The sequence below is a fragment of the Streptomyces sp. NPDC057963 genome (assembly GCF_042887155.1).
GTDB lineage: Bacteria > Actinomycetota > Actinomycetes > Streptomycetales > Streptomycetaceae > Streptomyces.
Genome location: NZ_JBHVPX010000001.1, coordinates 106,074 through 120,672, shown reverse-complemented (window position 1 = coordinate 120,672; position 14,599 = coordinate 106,074). Strand labels below are relative to the sequence as shown.

The following is a 14,599-nucleotide window of genomic DNA, read 5'->3' as shown; positions in this document are numbered from 1 at the left end:
GCCGGAGCGGACCCCGGCGGCCATCGATGGCGGACAGGCGTGACCGCGCGGCCCGGGGCGGCTACCCCTTCCGCAGCTCGTCCGCGATCCCGCGCACGGCCGCCATGGCCCGGCGCTGCAACCCGGGGCCGAACGTGATCCGGGTGGCGCCCAGCCGCCCCAGCGCGTGCGGGGCCGGCCCGTCGGGCAGGCCGAGGGCGTTGAGCGGGGCAGGGACGGCGGCGGCCAGCCGGGGCAGGGAATCGGGCGGGGCCACGATCGGGTAGACGCAGTCCGCGCCCGCCGCCACGTACAGCAGGGCGCGGCGCACTGTCTCCGCCTCCTGGTCCGTTCCGTCGGGGACGCCGTGGACGTAGGTGTCGACGCGGGCGTTGACGAAGAGCCGGTCGCCCGCGACCGCCCGCACCTCCGCCAGCCGGTCCGCCTGCCGCTGGGCGTCGACGAGGACGCCGTCGACCGAGTCCTCCAGATTGCAGCCGACGGCCCCGGTCTCCAGGAGCCGCTCCACCAGCTCCTTCGGCGCCAGCCCGTAACCCCCTTCGATGTCCGCCGAGACGGCCACGGTGACCGGGACGGCGCGGACGATCCTGGCCACGGCCGCGAACATCTCGGCGGCGGGCGTCGCCCCGTCCTCGTAGCCGAGCGAGGCAGCGACCCCGGCGCTGGGTGTGGCGAGCGCCGGGAAACCCGCCTCGGCGAAGACGCGGGCGCTCGCCGCGTCCCACGGACCGGGGAGGATCAGCGGGTCGCCGGGCGTGCGGTCGTGGTGCAGGGCTCGGAGGGCGGATGCGGTCATCACGGGGCTCCCGGGGCGGTCCGGCAAAGGGGCGGGCAGAGGGGCGAGAGACGGGCAGCGGGGCGGGCGGGGTGCGGGACGCGGCGGGCGTGCCGGGTCAGTGCTTGATGTCGCCCGGCTTGTAGTGGCCGGGGATCTTGCGGGTGGCCACGGCGAACCGGTTCCAGGCGTTGATCGTCGTGATCGCGGCGACGAGGTGGGCGAGCTCGGTCTCGTCGAAGTGCTCGGCGGCCTTCTCCCACACCTCGTCCGGCACGAAACCGTCGGTCAGTACGGTCACGGCCTCGGTCAGCTCGATGGCCGCGATTTCCTTCGGCGTGTAGAAGTGCTGCGACTCCCTCCATGCGCTGAGCTGGACGATCCGCTCGACGGACTCGCCCGCCGCGAGCGCGTCCTTGGAGTGCATGTCGAGGCAGTACGCGCAGTGGTTGAGCTGCGAGGACCGGATCCTCACCAGCTCCCCGACGACCGGGTCGAGGCCCCTGTAGGACGCGGCGTCCAGCCGGACCATGGCTTTGAAGACATCGGGGGCCTTCTCGGCCCACTCCTGCAGACGAGGAGTGTGCTCGGGGTTGAGTTCGGAGGGCGATTGGCTGTGCTCGTGCGTCGTCATGGGTATGACGCTACGCGGCGGGCGGCACAACTGTATGGTCCATTTCCATGACAGATCCCTGGGCCACTTTCGGTGCCGACCTGCATCTGGAGACGACGGGTTCGGCAGGGCTGCGGGCCGGGCTCATGGACGCCCTGCGCGAGGCCGTACGGACGGGGCGGCTGGCGCCCGGCACCCGGCTGCCGTCCTCCCGCAGCCTCGCCGTCGACCTCGGTATCGCCCGGAACACCGTCGCCGACGCGTACGCGGAGCTGGTCGCCGAGGGCTGGCTCACCGCCCGGCAGGGTTCGGGGACCAGGGTGGCGCAGCGGGCCGAGCCGCGCCCGGCGGCCAGGAGGACGGCGAGGGCCCGGCCGGTGCACTCCCGGCCCGTCCACAACCTCCTGTCGGGATCGCCCGACCTCTCGACGTTCCCGCGCGCCGACTGGCTCAAGGCGGCCCGCCGTGCCCTGACCGCCGCGCCCAATGACGCCTTCGGATACGGAGACCCGCGCGGGCGCATCGAGCTGCGCACCGTACTCGCCGACTATCTGGCCCGCGCCCGCGGTGTGTACGCGGACCCGGAGCGGATCGTGATCTGCGCCGGTTTCGTGCAGGCGCTGAAGTTGATGGGGGCCGTGCTGCGCAAGCGGCGGGTGCGGGAGGTGGCCATCGAGTCGTACGGACTCGACGTGCACTGGCAACTGCTCGCGGACGCCGGGCTGCGCATGCCCTGCCTGTCGGTCGACGGGCTCGGGGCCAGGACCGGCGAACTGGCCGGGCTGCGCGGTGCGGGCGCGGTCCTGATGACGCCCGCGCACCAGTTCCCGACGGGGGTGCCGCTCCATCCCGACCGGCGGGCCGCGGCGGTCGACTGGGCGCGCGGCACGGGCGGGCTGATCCTGGAGGACGACTACGACGGCGAGTTCCGCTACGACCGGCTGCCGGTCGGCGCGCTCCAGGGACTCGACCCGGAACGCGTCGTCCACCTGGGGACGACCAGCAAATCCCTGGCGCCGGGGCTGCGGCTGGGGTGGATGGTGCTGCCAGGAAGCCTGGTGCAGGAGGTGACCGAGGCGAAGGGGCCGAGCGACTGGTCGTCGAGCGCGTTGGAGCAGTTGACGCTCGCGGAGTTCATCACGTCGGGCGCGTACGACCGCCATGTGCGGGCGATGCGGCTGCGCTATCGCCGCCGCCGTGATCAACTCGTCGCGGTACTGGCGGAACAGGCCCCCGATGTGCGGGTCAGCGGTATCGCCGCCGGTCTGCATGCCGTCCTTGAACTCCCGGAGGGCACCGAGGCAGCGGCGCTGCGGGCGGCCGCGTGGCAGGGGCTCGCGCTGGAGGGACTCTCGCGCTTCCGGTGCCCGCAGGCGCCGCCGGGGCGCGACGCGCTGGTCATCGGGTACGGGACGCCGACCGACAGCGCCTGGGCGGGGGCGCTGGAAGCCCTTTGCCGGGTGCTCTCCTGAGACCGGGAACGCGAAGGTCCCGCCCGGGAACGGTCCGGGCGGGGCTCGTGTCCCTCACCGCGCGGGGCTGAGGAGCGCGCGGCAACGAGTCAGCCGACGGCACCGAGGATCGGCGCCCAGGTGGGACCGGTGAGTGCGGCCACCGCCTGCTTCTGGGAGAGCGGGGGAGTGTCACGGGTCGGCTTCGGCCTGTTTCCGTTACCGAAGTCGCCGGCGGTGTTCCACTGCACCATCTGGAGCTGGGCGCCGGTCGACTTCAGGGTCACCGTCGTCGTCCAGCGGTGAGCGATGTCGGAGTCGGGGACGGGGTCGGCACCGATCGGCTGCCTTTCCGCGATCTTCTCCGACATCACCAGGGCTCCGCCGGGAAGCGCGGCGCTGCTCGGCAGTTCGCTCAGCTTGCAGGTGTCGCCGACCTCGGCACGCCCGACCGTATTGTCGCAGTTCAGCCCTTCCCCGTCCCTGAGCGGCAGCTTGAGCCGCAGGGCCGAGACACCGACGTTGGCGGCGCCGTGCCCGTCGTTGACGTCCACTCCGCCGTTGGCGACCCACCCGCCGGACGGATTCGAGGGGTCGTTGCTCTGTCCGTCCTCCTGGCCGAACCGGCTCCCGGGGAACGTCTTCTTCACAGCGTCGATCATCTGGGTGCCGGTGATCGCGGAACGGGGCATCGCCAGCGCCACCGTCTCCATGTCGGATCCTTCGGAGAGAGTCCCGGCGAGCGCACCGGGGAGCACCAGGCCGGCCGCCGCGATCGCGGCGCAGGCGCCGACCCCGGCGACGATGCCCGCGCTGCGCCGACGCCGACTGCGGCTCCGCCCGCGCTGGACGGCTCCGCTCGTGAGCGCGGTGAGATCGGGGGCGAGGGAGTCGGTCGCGCGGTCCAGGGCGTGTGCGAGGTCTGCTTCGAACGGCATGCTGGCGTCACCTTTTCTGTCGCTGATGGGGATGGTGCGGTGGGTTCGACCTGTGTGCACCGGTGTTCAGTGCGGAACCAGGTCGGACAGGCTGTCGCCGAGCAACGCGCGCACCCTGTTGAGTGCCCGGGTGCCCTGGGAGCGGACCGCGCTGCTGCTCAGCTTGAGCATCCGGGCGGTCTCCTCGATGCTGCGGTCGTCCCAGTAGCGCAGCAGCAGCACCGCCCGGTCCCGGGGCGGCAGTTGGCCGAGCGCGTCGAGCAGGGTGAGCCGCAGTGCGGCGTCCGGGCCGGCCGCCGCGCTGTCGGGCATGTTCCCGATGGGGCGCTCGCCGGTGCTCCGCCGGCGCCGCAGGGTGAGGGAGGTGCGGACCAGAACCGTCTGGGCGTAGGCCGCCGGGCTGTCCGCCCTGGCCACCCGCTTCCAGTGCACGTACACCCGGCTGAGGGTTTCCTGGACCAGGTCCTCGGCGAGATGTGTGTCGCCGGCCGCGAGGACGTATGCCGAGCGGTACAGCGCCTTCGCCCTCGCGGCAACGAACTCCAGGTACTGATCCTCCTGTGCTGATTTCACTCGGCCCCCGCCTGTTCTCTTGTTCCGTGATCCCCGTGCATACCCTCTTGACTACGTGGGACGGCAGGATGTCGCGCGCGACAGGAGCACCTTCTTTTCCACCGCTGCCGCGTCAGCAGTGTTCCGCGGGGGTCGGAGGCACGATGCCCGGCTGGGCGGGGGCCACGGGCAGGCGCGCAGCGGTGGCGGGAACCGCCGTCCCGGCCGACCGCACGGCGCGTACCGGCGCCGTGCGGTCAGCCGTGCCAGGGCCCCTGTTTCCCGTGCCGGACGGCGCCTGCCGGACGGCGCCGCCAAGGGGGCAGGGCAGGGCGCAACAGGGGTGCGTCAGAAGCCAGGTGAGGGCGGGATGCGACCGATGGTGGTGCGTGTGGGACGGATACGGATACGGATACGGGAACGGGGGCGTGCGGACGCTACCGTCCGGTGTAGGTGAACTCGTCGGCCGGGCTGGTGGGAGAGGTGGCCCTGCCGACCGTCACGGTGATGTCGACCGTCTGGTGGTCGTCGAGCTGACCGGGCGCGGTTGCGGTGATCTGGCCGGTGGAGACGAACTTGACCGAATCGGATGCCTTGTCCTTGAAGTGCACGGTGGCGCCATTGGCGAAGCCCGAGCCGCTGATGGTGACCGGGGTGCCGACCTTTCCGCTGGTCGGGCTGACCGCACTGACCACCACAGGTGCGGGTCCGCCGTAGGCGAACTGCCCCATCGCGACGGCCGGGGAGGTGCCGAGGGTGTTGGTGACGCGGACGTGGACGACCCCGGTTCCGTTGGGGACCTGAGCGGTGATCCTGGTGCCGGAGGGGTTGATGTCGCGCTTGGCGCAGGCGAAGTGGCCGAAGTCGACCACGCTGTCCGGACTGAAGCCGGTGCCGTTGATGGTCACGGTGGCGCCCGGTGCGCCGAAGGTGGGGGTCACGTCGGTCACCACCGGCCCGGAAGGCACGGCAGGCGCCCCCACCAGGTCCAGGTAGGTGGAGTTGGCGTGCTGGAAGGCGACCTGGCCGAGGAAGTCCTGGGTGGTCTTGTTGACCAGGTTCTTGGCAAGGCTTGTGTATCCGGTGTTCATCAGGCAGAGCGTGCCGGGCTGGACGTAGACGTTGCCCTTGGTGCGCTTGGAGATCGCCCCGATGAGCAGCTTCACTTCCTCGGTCGCCTGCGGTCCCGGGCTCGGGTACCAGCCGGCGGTGGTGTCGAGATCGGCCCACGCGTGCGGTACCAGGTCGTAGGCGTTGTTCTGGCGCTCGTCGATGACCCACGGCACGGAGTCGAAGTAGTCGACGAAGCTCTGCACGCCGGCGGTGGGAGCGGCATAGGTGATCACCGCGAACTTCGGCTGTTTCGGCCAGGTCTGTGCCTGCAGGTACGGCGCGAGCATGGTGGCGATGCATCCGCCCAGGCTGTGACCGGTCAGATAGACGGTCGGCTGCGGCGAGGAGGGCGCCGACTTGAGTGCGACGGCGAGCGCTTGAGCGAGCGTGACGTTCGGGGAGGGTGAGGCGATCGAGCGGGCGTTGACAACCCGTTTGAACGCGTCCATCGCCCCTTTGGAAACGGCGATGGGCTTCGGAGATCCGCTTTCGGGGAACGGGACGACTGTGCCGACGTCGAGGTCTTCGAGGATGTCGGTCAGATCGGCATCCGTTCCGCGAGCGACCACGGCGAACTCGTTCGAGCCGTCGGTGCTCTGTGCGATGTAGGCCATATTGGCGTTGGCCTCGCTCAGGGCGAGCCACACCAGCTTCCACGTGTTCTGCGTCGCAAGGCCGGGATCGCTCAGTTGCGCGTCGATGCCGGTGATGATTCGCTCGGTCTGATGCTCCAGGGTTTCCCCGGACGGACGCGGGGTGGCCCCGGTGGCTGCAAGGGCAGCCAGGGTCATGGTCACCTGGGCGATTGTGGGATCGGGTGCCATCGTCGTTCCTGCTCCTCGGTTGTTCTGCCGGTGCGGAGGCGGGACGGCCTTTCGGCAGCATCAGGGCAGATCTCTGCCGAACCGACCGTCGGATTGGATCGCGCACAATCAGACCTCCCCCCTGCGTTGTCCGGTGCTCTTCCCGCCTTCAGGTTGACCAGGTTCACCTTGTTGGCCGTTCGTCATAAGTGTGTGAGGGCGGTTCGCCGAGCCGGGTGCGCAGCGCGGTCGCCGGAGCTGCGGTGTCCGTCGGGAAGGCCCGGGGCGGCGGCCCGGGGCGACGATGCCGTCGGGGCGGACGGGTGCGGCCGGCAGATCACCGCCGTCGGCAGGGGCGGCCGCCACGGTCGCCCCGCCGGCCATTGCCGCGGGCGCCGCGATCGGCTCAACCGGGCTGCCGGCCGGGCAGGCCGGCCTCGCTGTCGGCCTGGGCGGCGAATGCGGTCAGGACGGCGTGGGCGAGCACGGCCAGGGTGATGTGCCGGTACCAGCCGACGCAGCGGTGGACCTCGTACTCATCCAGTGCGCACCGGCGCTGCGTCATCTGGTCCGGAGCCGGTGTCCGGCCCCCTGCCCCCGGCCACCCGCGGACCTGTTGACGTTCCGGCAGCCGAATTGCTTGAGCGCCCTGAAATGCAACGTTCCTCCAATCCATCTCAACACCAGGTTGCTGAAGGAGAGCTGGAGGAGTTGACCACGTTGCCCCTGCCCGCCGTCAGCGCATTGGCTGGGCCTGGCCGATACGGGCCCACGGTCGCCCGGTAGCTTCACGTAGCCAATCTGCTACTTTCCGTGCATGACTTTCGAACCAACGCGCCGCCAGGCGCTCAGGGTTACGCTCGGCGGCCTTGCTGCGTCATGCCTCGCAGGTCACGGACAACCCGCAGCCGCCGCACCCAGCCGCAAGAAAGGCCGCCCGGAATACCAGGCCCGCTACCGCGAGCTGTTCAAGGCCTGCGGCAAGGACCTGGACAAGAAGGTACTGGTCGGACAGCAGCTACTCGACAACTACGACCGCGACGCGCGTGCCTACCACGCACCCGACCGCGCCGCCGTGGAGCGCATGCACACCGCTCTCGTACGTCAGCGCCACGCCCGCCGGATCGGCGCGAGCTCCTCCTGACCCGCAGAGCGGCGAAAGTTCACTTTCGAAAGTGGCTGGGGTAGTCGTTGGCGGCTGCCTTGCGTCGGAGCTCGTTGTCGTCGGGGTGCAGGCTCAAGGTTCGGTTGATCAGGACGTCCTCGGTCTCCACCCTGTCCGGATCCGTCAGGCAGCTCTCCACCGGGCACACGGCCTGGCACGCGAGCTGGTCGTAGAGGCCCACGCACTCCGAGCAGGCGTTGGGGTCGATCACGTAGATCTCGTCACCCTCGTTGATCGCCTCGTTCGGGCACTCGGGCTCGCAGGCACCGCAGTTGATGCAGTCTTCGGTGATCTTGATGGCCATTGCCGCTCGCTCCTGTCGTTTGGTGCAGTCAGATGACCAACGAGCGAACAGCCGGGCAGTACCGCGCGGCGCCTGCAGGCAGGTGGTGCGGGACCATCCGCGCAACCGATGCGCCGGGCCGGGGCGCTCTTCCCGTACGGGCTCCTCTCCTCGACAATGGCCCTCAACTGTCTGGCCTTGGGGGGCTTGTGTCGGATCGTGGTTCCACTCCTGTTCCGCCCTCCATGCGCAGAGTCGCGCGGGACTTCGAACTCGGTTCGCGCCAGGGGCTGGTGTGGACCGAGCCCAAGCGCTTTCCGTGGATCGTGGTGCTGCTGCCGGCGCTGGTCGGGCTGCCGATGCTCCGGCTGGGGATTTCGACCGCGGTGGAGGGCCAGCGGAGCCACGGCGCCTGGTACAACGGGCTGCCGCTGCTCATTTTGGGGGCCGCCGTGGTCGCCGTAGCCGGGTACTTCCTCTTCCTCGCGCTCACGAGACGGCAGGTGCAGGTCTGGGTGGGCCACTACCAGCACGGCATTGTCCGGGAGTTCGCCGGGCACGTGCCGGAGGCGTACTCCTGGGACGAGATCGAGGGCATCCGGCGGCGCAGCACCAAAGTGACGAACGGGATCACCAGCGCCACCACACACGAACTCTGGGTGTGTCCCCGTGAGGGCACCGAGATCACGGTGACCGACGCGTACAAGGAGGCCGCCCGGTTCACCGACGAGCTGGACAAGGCATTCACGCGCGTACGGCTGCCGCAGGACAGCGACCGCCTGAAGGCGGGCGAACGGGTCGACTTCTTCGGGGCCCACCTCGATCCCGCCGGTGTCGGGTACCTCGACCACCGGCTCGGCTGGCGCGAGGTCGACCGGGTCACGGTGACACACGGCTGGCTGGAGATCCATCGGCACGGCGACGGAAAACCGTGGGCCAGGCTCCCCGTGGAGACGGTCCAGAATCTGTCGGTCTTCCTGGCCCTCGCCACAAGGATGCGCCAGGAGGCGGCCGGGGAGCGGCCGCGATCAAAGATCCGTCGGGAAGACGCGGGGTGATATCCACTCTTGCTGGTCCCCGTCCCGGTCGGGCTCGGGGTTGTTCGACTCCGCCCCGTGTCGTCACGCGGAGCCGAACGGCCCGTCATCGGGTGGGCTGCCGGGCGTGAGTGGGTCCGGAGCCCTGGGAGGTCCCCGCCGGATGACGGAAGCTGCGGGCGAGGGGCTACGGGAGATCCACGACGGTCACACCGCGCAACTCGCGGTGGAGACGGGACGCGAGCATGCCGGGAAACCGGGGCTTGCTGTATGCGGAAAGGAAGTCGGTTTCCGACTCCCGCCAGCCGTTGGCCATCACGGTGCAGACGGTTCCCGACACCCCGTAGAGCTGTGGTTTCCGCACACGCAGAACGGCGTACTCGGTGCGGCGCAGAAACGGGCAGTACCACGCGGAGACCCGGGCGCACCGGGCGCACAGGGGCGGCATGGACGTGATGGACCGCTCGGGCCCTGTCGGGGGCGAGTCCTCGCGCCGCCAGTCGATGAACAGCCAGCCCTGCTTGTTCCGGTCGGCCGGCCCGGCGCACACCTGGCACAGCAGGTCTTCCATGCACGTGCGTTGCCGGTGTGCGTGCATGCACTCGTACAAGGGGCGCCCCCTGACCGGCCCGTCGGACAGGCGAATCCAGAGATTCCCGTGGTTGTCGCGGTCCGTGGGCGTCGGGACGGTGTAGGCGAGCCGGGGCCCGCCCGGGGTGATCTCAACGGTCAGTTCGGACAGCCGGACGGTGACGTCAGTGCTCCGCGACGTGACGTGGGGAACCATGAACGGCGGGGGTTCTTCCGTCTCCGGCGTTGCCTCTGCGTGCGCTCGGCGCGTGCGGCTGTGCTGACTGTCGACGAGGGTGCTCATGCCTTCCCGATCTCTCCTCTGGCGGATGAAGCCGCCCGAATGCCACCGTCCCCTATGACTTGGGGGCAGCCGGACGGGGTTCGTGTGGGCTACGTGCTGATCAGGGCGTCCGTCTTTGGGGTGAACTCCGGTATGAGCAGAGCGCGGGCGGTGAGCCCGTACCAGGTCGTCTCGTCCTCGGCGACGAACTCGAACTCGGCACCCGCGGCGAGCCGTTGCAACGCCTCGTCCTGACGCCCGTCGTCAACCGCCCAGGCCCGCAGCTCGGTCGGTGCGTCAGCCGCGGAGCGGGGTGCCCGTTCGCACACGGACAGGGGAATCCACAGGGCGCCGGGGTCCGGATCCAACCCGCTCGCGAGCCGTTCGGCCTGCCCCCGGAGCCACCGGAGCGCAGGCCGGGGAGTCGCGACGAGTACTCCGCCGAGATAGACGGTCGTCCGGCCGTCGACCGCATACGCCTCGGCAAGGTACTGGTCCTGAGACGCGCAGGGGCTCGTGCTCACAGCCCACCCCGCCTGCTCCTGAGGTTCCGCAACGCGTTCTCGGCGCTCAGCTGCTCGGCGGGGGTGAGCGCGCGGACCCACTCGGGCTCGGCTTCCCACTCGGCACCGCCACCGAGCGGCCGCAGGGACCAGTGCGGGCCGGCGAGCCCGCGGAACTCTCCTACACGGCCACCGTGACTCGCATCTGCCATGAGCGTGCCGGGGGTTGGAGTGCGGTGGGATTCCTGTCCGTTCGGGAGGCTGTTCTTCGCAATCATGAGCCACTCCTCTCCGTAGTCATTCCGCTACCGGAGGCCCAGCATTGACCTAGAGTCGGACTGTCTTCAACTTGCGCCGTTTGAACGGAGAGTGGGACGTCCAGATGGTGAACCGCAAAGAGCTGGACCCTGAAAGGTCGCCCGGTGCGCGCTTTGGTCAGCGTCTACGGCAGTTGCGGGATGAGCGCGGCTGGACACAGGATGAGTTAGCGGCGCGCATGGGCTGCTCCGGAACGCATATTTCCGCCGTCGAAACTGGACGGCGACCTCCAACCCCCCGCTTTGCGGCGAGTGCTGACAGGGCGTTTGGAACGGGTGATCGGCTCGAACGCCAGGGGCGGGCCGTATGGAACACCGCGATACTTGAGGGGTTCCCGGAGTTCGTGGCGCATGAAGTGCGGGCGGTAGAGATCAGGCTCTTTGAACTGGGAATCATTCCGGGGTTGCTTCAGACGCCGGAGTACGCCACATCCATCACCAGGGGTGCCGTGCGGCGGGGAGCGATCACGGAGCAGCAGGCAGAGGAGCGACTCGCACTCCTCGCTCAAAGGCAGGCGTCCCTGGAACGGACTCCCTCGCCGTTGGTGTATGTCGTCCTCGACGAGAGTTGCATTCGGCGACCGGTGGGTGGCCCCGCGGTCATGGCGGGACAACTGGACCGGCTCGCCGCGTTCGCCGAGCTGCCTTCCACTGTCGTGCAAGTGGCCCCGTACGACCTGGGGGAGCGTAGGGCGTTCGATCTTCCCGTGACACTGCTGACCCTCACTGACCGGTCCCATATCGCATACGCCGAGTCGGCACAGCAAGGGCGACTGGAGCGCGATATGAGGTTCGTACAGCCTCTGTTGACGGCCTACCATCAACTACAGGCCGAAGCGTTGTCCCAAGCAGCGTCCGTAGCCGTGATCGAGCAGGTACGAAAGGGCGCCCCGTGACGACCGAATCCCCTCGCTGGTTCAAGTCCTCATACAGCAGCAACGGCGGCCAGTGCGTAGAGGTCGCCGCAAACCTCATCGCTTCGCGCGGCGTGGTTCCCGTCCGTGATTCGAAGAGCCCGGGTGGTCCCGTTCTGGACGTTCCCGCTGCCGCGTTCGCGTCCTTCGTGGCGGGCGTCAGGGGCGGAGAGTTCGGCACCGTCTGACCGGTTGACCGGTTGACCGGCTGGTTCGGCGTCGCCCCATCGTGCCCGGCATGGTGGGGCTTCGTGCTGCCCGGACGTGACGAAGGCCCTCGCCGCACCCCTCGGGTTCCCGTGGCCTTAGCGAACTCAAGCTCAAGGGACGCGAGTTGCTGGCTCACGGCGTCTGGCTCGGCCCTCGCGGGCGGCGCCTGCACGGCGGGTGCCGCTCCTTCGTCAGGCCGTGGCGAAGGGGCGAGGGTGGCTCGCGTCGTGGGCGGACTGGAACGCGGCCCAGGCTTCGCCGAGTCGGTCGACCGCGACCCGCAAGTTTGCTGGTTCGTGCACGAACGACAGGCGGAGGTGATCGGCGAAGCTGCGGTCGGCCGAGGTTCTGGCGCCGGGGAGTACCTGGACTCCGTAACCGAGGGCGAGTTGGGCGAGGGTCTCCGCGTCGCCGTACGGGAGCCGCACCCACAGGAAGGGGCCGCCCGACGGGCGGGTCCACGACCAGGTCGGCAGCCGTGTCCGCAGGAGTTCGGTCAGCAGGTCGAGGCGCGCGGTCAGTTGCTCCCGCCGTGCCGTGGCCATGTCCTCGGACACCGGCAGGAGACGGGAGGCCAGTTGCTGGCCGACGTGTGAGGATCCGAGATCCGCCACGACCTTCAGGCGGGCGAGCCTGGTCATCAGCGCTTGGGGCGCTCGCAGCCAGCCGATTCGCAGGCCGGGCCAGAAGAGCTTGCTCAAGGATCCGATGGTGATGCCGGAAGCGGCGGTCGGCAGGGGGCGCCAGCGTCCTTCGAAGACCAGGTCGGCGAGGGTTGTGTCGTCGACGACCGGGACACCGGCGTGCTCGGCGAGCCGGGCGATCTCGGTGCGCCGCTGGGTGCTCATGACCGCGCCGGTGGGGTTCTGGCAGGTCGTCATCACGTACAGCAGCGAGACGGGACAGCGGGCGAGCGTCTCGCGCAGCGGGCCTACCTTGATGCCCTCGGCGTCGGTGGGCAGCGCGAGGAGTGTCGCCCCTGCGGCGTGGGCGGCGTCGAGGGCGCCGACGTAGCCGGGGTTCTCGGTGACGATGACGCCGCCGTTGCGGCCGAACAGCGTGAACAGCAGGCTGATCGCCTGCTGCGCTCCGCTGGTGACGAGCACTTCGTCGGCCGTGGTCGGCAGCCCGAGCCGGGTGTAGCGGGCGGCGATCTGGCCCCGCAGGGAGGGAAGGCCGAGCGGCTGGTAACCAAAGTCGGTGGTCAGTGCGCACAGGTCGGTGATGTCCGGTGCCAGGCGGGGTACCGCGTCGGGGCCGACGACGGCGGATCCGGACAGGTCCACCACACCGGCCGCCGGCTCGCCCGTCAGCTTGCCCGACGGCAGGGCCGCGGCCGGGACCGCCGGACCGATCCAGCGGCCGGAGGCGACGACCCGGGTGCCGCTGCCGCGCGCGCTCTCCAGCAGGCCCTCCTCGCGCAGCAGCCGGTAGGCGCCGATCACGGTGGTCCGGCTGACGCCCAGCAACCGTGCGAGGTCGCGCTCGGAAGGCAGCTTGGAACCGGCGCCGGCCTCACCCCGGCGCACGGCGTCACGGAGGCCCTCGGCCAGCCGTTGGTAGAGCGGTCCAGACGAGCCGCTGATGAGACCAGCTGACAGGTTTGAGGCATCCATGCAGTCCAATGTTGCCCTGATTGGATATCGGAAACAATGCCAATCAACCTGCATGCTCACGCCATGGACTCTTTCCCGGCCTTCGAGACTCTCCTTGCGCACGCCGACGCCGATCCGGACGAACTGGGTGTGGCGCCGCCCATCCACCAGGCGGTGAACTATTCGGCCCCTACGGCAGAGGACTTCGACGCACTCAACGAGCAGTCCCAGCCCCTGCGCTACTACCGGCGCTACGGCAACCCGACGCAGGCCCGGCTGGAGCGTGTCGTCGCGGCCGTGGAGGGGGCCGAGGCGGCCCTGGCCACGGCGTCCGGCATGGGGGCGATCACCACAGCCGTGGTCGCCCTGCTGTCCCAGGGCGACCATGTCGTCGCCCAGCACAGCATGTACGGCGGCACGCTGAGTCTGCTGCGCGATGTCGCACCCCGCTTCGGGATCGAGGTGACCTTCGTGGACCAGACCGACGCCGACGCCTTCGTCCGGGCCCTCACGCCGCAGACCAGGCTGATCATGCTGGAGACGCCCAGCAATCCGCTGCTCCGGCTGACCGATGTGGAAGCGGTCACCACGGCGGCCCGCGCCCGGGGCGTCCTCACCTTCGCCGACAACACCGTGGCGACCCCCTTCAACCAGCGGCCGCTGGAGCAGGGCGTGGACCTCGTCATGCACAGTGTCACCAAGGCCATATCAGGGCATGCGGACGTGCAGGCCGGAATCGTGCTCGGGAGCGGCGAGCTGATCGAACGGCTCTGGAAAGCACACACCATGGTGGGCTCGGTGATCAGCCCGTTCGATGCCTGGCTCGCGCTGCGCGGCCTGCGGACACTGTCGTTGCGGGCGGAGCGGCAGAACCAGTGCGCGCAGGCCGTCGCGGAGTACCTGGCCGGTCACCCCGCGGTACGAACGGTGAACTACCCCGGGCTCCCGGAGCATCCCCAGCACGACCTCGCGAAGCGGCAGATGCGGGGTTTCGGCGGACTGCTGAGCTTCGAGCTCCGCGGCGGCCGGGCCACGGCCGAGCAGCTCATCTCGGCGCTGAGCCTTCCGGTGCGTTCCCCCAGCCTGGGCGGCACCCGCTCGACACTGGTGCGGCCCGCCGCGATGTGGTCGAACGAACTGACCGAGGAGGAACTCGCCGAGGCCGGAGTCCCGGGCGGCCTGATCCGGTTCGCGGTCGGCCTCGAACACGAAGCAGACCTGATCGCCGATCTCAGCCAGGCGCTCGCCTCGTCGGCCTCACCCGGGAACTGCTCGACCACGCCAGGGAACTGACCGAGCGCGTCATACGCCACCCGGTCGCCGCGGTCACGGCCTGCCTGAACGCCGTTCGGGAGCGTTCCTCGCGTGGCGGCCGGGCGCGGGTGGTCAGGAGAGCGCCGCGGCGGTCCGGAGAGCGCTGTGGCGGTTGGCGGCAGGTGTGGCGCATGGCGCACGGCGAACGGCGCGTTTACGGGCG

17 protein-coding genes are annotated in these 14,599 nt (G+C 70.0%); 6 read left to right on the top strand and 11 right to left on the bottom strand.

The genetic code is table 11. From position 1 onward, the window contains the following. Positions 1-61 precede the first annotated feature (61 nt). Together ACFVT1_RS00540 and ACFVT1_RS00535 are read right to left on the bottom strand one after the other, a co-directional pair. On the bottom strand, positions 62-796 hold the full coding sequence (locus ACFVT1_RS00540; RefSeq protein WP_389791220.1) for an isocitrate lyase/phosphoenolpyruvate mutase family protein: 735 nt from the start codon (positions 794-796) through the stop codon (positions 62-64). Positions 797-893: 97 nt separating this feature from the next. Further along, positions 894-1,409: a carboxymuconolactone decarboxylase family protein gene (locus ACFVT1_RS00535; RefSeq protein WP_389791218.1), complete on the bottom strand. Its 516-nt coding sequence runs from the start codon at positions 1,407-1,409 to the stop codon at positions 894-896. Positions 1,410-1,456: 47 nt separating this feature from the next. Here ACFVT1_RS00535 and ACFVT1_RS00530 point away from each other — a divergent pair, with 47 nt between their 5' ends. Further along, the gene (locus ACFVT1_RS00530) at positions 1,457-2,860 is read left to right on the top strand and encodes a PLP-dependent aminotransferase family protein (protein WP_389791216.1); all 1,404 of its coding nucleotides are present in this window, start codon (positions 1,457-1,459) and stop codon (positions 2,858-2,860) included. 89 nt (positions 2,861-2,949) lie between these two features. Here the strand turns inward: ACFVT1_RS00530 and ACFVT1_RS00525 are convergent, their stop codons facing one another. From ACFVT1_RS00525 to ACFVT1_RS00510, 4 genes are all read right to left on the bottom strand, one after another. Beyond that, positions 2,950-3,777 carry a hypothetical protein gene (locus ACFVT1_RS00525; protein WP_389791214.1) on the bottom strand — a complete coding sequence of 276 codons (828 nt, stop codon included), beginning with the start codon at positions 3,775-3,777 and terminating at the stop codon, positions 2,950-2,952. A 66-nt stretch (positions 3,778-3,843) separates the two neighbouring features. Further along, positions 3,844-4,350: a SigE family RNA polymerase sigma factor gene (locus ACFVT1_RS00520; protein ID WP_389791213.1), complete on the bottom strand. Its 507-nt coding sequence runs from the start codon at positions 4,348-4,350 to the stop codon at positions 3,844-3,846. 416 nt (positions 4,351-4,766) lie between these two features. Beyond that, a complete protein-coding gene (locus ACFVT1_RS00515; RefSeq protein ID WP_389792197.1) occupies positions 4,767-6,233 on the bottom strand; it encodes an IPT/TIG domain-containing protein in 1,467 nt (488 codons plus the stop codon). 418 nt (positions 6,234-6,651) lie between these two features. Then, positions 6,652-6,810 (bottom strand): hypothetical protein, encoded by a 159-nt coding sequence (locus tag ACFVT1_RS00510; protein ID WP_389791211.1) that lies wholly within the window; start codon positions 6,808-6,810, stop codon positions 6,652-6,654. A gap of 252 nt (positions 6,811-7,062) precedes the next feature. On the opposite strand from ACFVT1_RS00510, the gene ACFVT1_RS00505 reads away from it, so the two are divergent. Next, on the top strand, positions 7,063-7,389 hold the full coding sequence (locus ACFVT1_RS00505) for a hypothetical protein (RefSeq protein ID WP_389791209.1): 327 nt from the start codon (positions 7,063-7,065) through the stop codon (positions 7,387-7,389). 19 nt (positions 7,390-7,408) lie between these two features. On the opposite strand, the gene ACFVT1_RS00500 is transcribed toward ACFVT1_RS00505, so the two are convergent. Further along, on the bottom strand, positions 7,409-7,714 hold the full coding sequence (locus tag ACFVT1_RS00500) for a YfhL family 4Fe-4S dicluster ferredoxin (RefSeq protein ID WP_389791207.1): 306 nt from the start codon (positions 7,712-7,714) through the stop codon (positions 7,409-7,411). A gap of 224 nt (positions 7,715-7,938) precedes the next feature. Here ACFVT1_RS00500 and ACFVT1_RS00495 point away from each other — a divergent pair, with 224 nt between their 5' ends. Then, positions 7,939-8,751: a DUF6585 family protein gene (locus ACFVT1_RS00495; protein ID WP_389791205.1), complete on the top strand. Its 813-nt coding sequence runs from the start codon at positions 7,939-7,941 to the stop codon at positions 8,749-8,751. A gap of 166 nt (positions 8,752-8,917) precedes the next feature. Here ACFVT1_RS00495 and ACFVT1_RS00490 read toward each other — a convergent pair whose 3' ends face one another. The 3 genes from ACFVT1_RS00490 to ACFVT1_RS00480 all read right to left on the bottom strand — a co-directional run bounded on the left by ACFVT1_RS00490 (position 8,918) and on the right by ACFVT1_RS00480 (position 10,364). Continuing rightward, entirely contained in the window at positions 8,918-9,604 is a 687-nt protein-coding gene (locus tag ACFVT1_RS00490) for a hypothetical protein (protein WP_389791203.1), read from the bottom strand. Between the two features lie 89 nt (positions 9,605-9,693). Continuing rightward, on the bottom strand, positions 9,694-10,107 hold the full coding sequence (locus ACFVT1_RS00485; RefSeq protein WP_389791201.1) for a hypothetical protein: 414 nt from the start codon (positions 10,105-10,107) through the stop codon (positions 9,694-9,696). Then, a complete protein-coding gene (locus tag ACFVT1_RS00480; RefSeq protein ID WP_389791199.1) occupies positions 10,104-10,364 on the bottom strand; it encodes a hypothetical protein in 261 nt (86 codons plus the stop codon). Before ACFVT1_RS00480 ends, ACFVT1_RS00485 begins: the two co-directional genes overlap by 4 nt. A 104-nt stretch (positions 10,365-10,468) precedes the next feature. Between ACFVT1_RS00480 and ACFVT1_RS00475 the strand changes: the two genes are divergently transcribed. Together ACFVT1_RS00475 and ACFVT1_RS00470 are read left to right on the top strand one after the other, a co-directional pair. Beyond that, the gene (locus ACFVT1_RS00475) at positions 10,469-11,299 is read left to right on the top strand and encodes a helix-turn-helix domain-containing protein (protein ID WP_389791197.1); all 831 of its coding nucleotides are present in this window, start codon (positions 10,469-10,471) and stop codon (positions 11,297-11,299) included. Further along, positions 11,296-11,505 (top strand): DUF397 domain-containing protein, encoded by a 210-nt coding sequence (locus ACFVT1_RS00470; protein ID WP_389791195.1) that lies wholly within the window; start codon positions 11,296-11,298, stop codon positions 11,503-11,505. Before ACFVT1_RS00475 ends, ACFVT1_RS00470 begins: the two co-directional genes overlap by 4 nt. Positions 11,506-11,718: 213 nt before the next feature. On the opposite strand, the gene ACFVT1_RS00465 is transcribed toward ACFVT1_RS00470, so the two are convergent. Then, a complete protein-coding gene (locus ACFVT1_RS00465) occupies positions 11,719-13,143 on the bottom strand; it encodes a PLP-dependent aminotransferase family protein (RefSeq protein WP_389791193.1) in 1,425 nt (474 codons plus the stop codon). A gap of 63 nt (positions 13,144-13,206) precedes the next feature. On the opposite strand from ACFVT1_RS00465, the gene ACFVT1_RS00460 reads away from it, so the two are divergent. Then, positions 13,207-14,415, top strand: coding sequence for a trans-sulfuration enzyme family protein (locus tag ACFVT1_RS00460; RefSeq protein WP_389791191.1), 1,209 nt, complete (start codon positions 13,207-13,209; stop codon positions 14,413-14,415). The last annotated feature ends 184 nt before the right edge of the window (positions 14,416-14,599 follow it).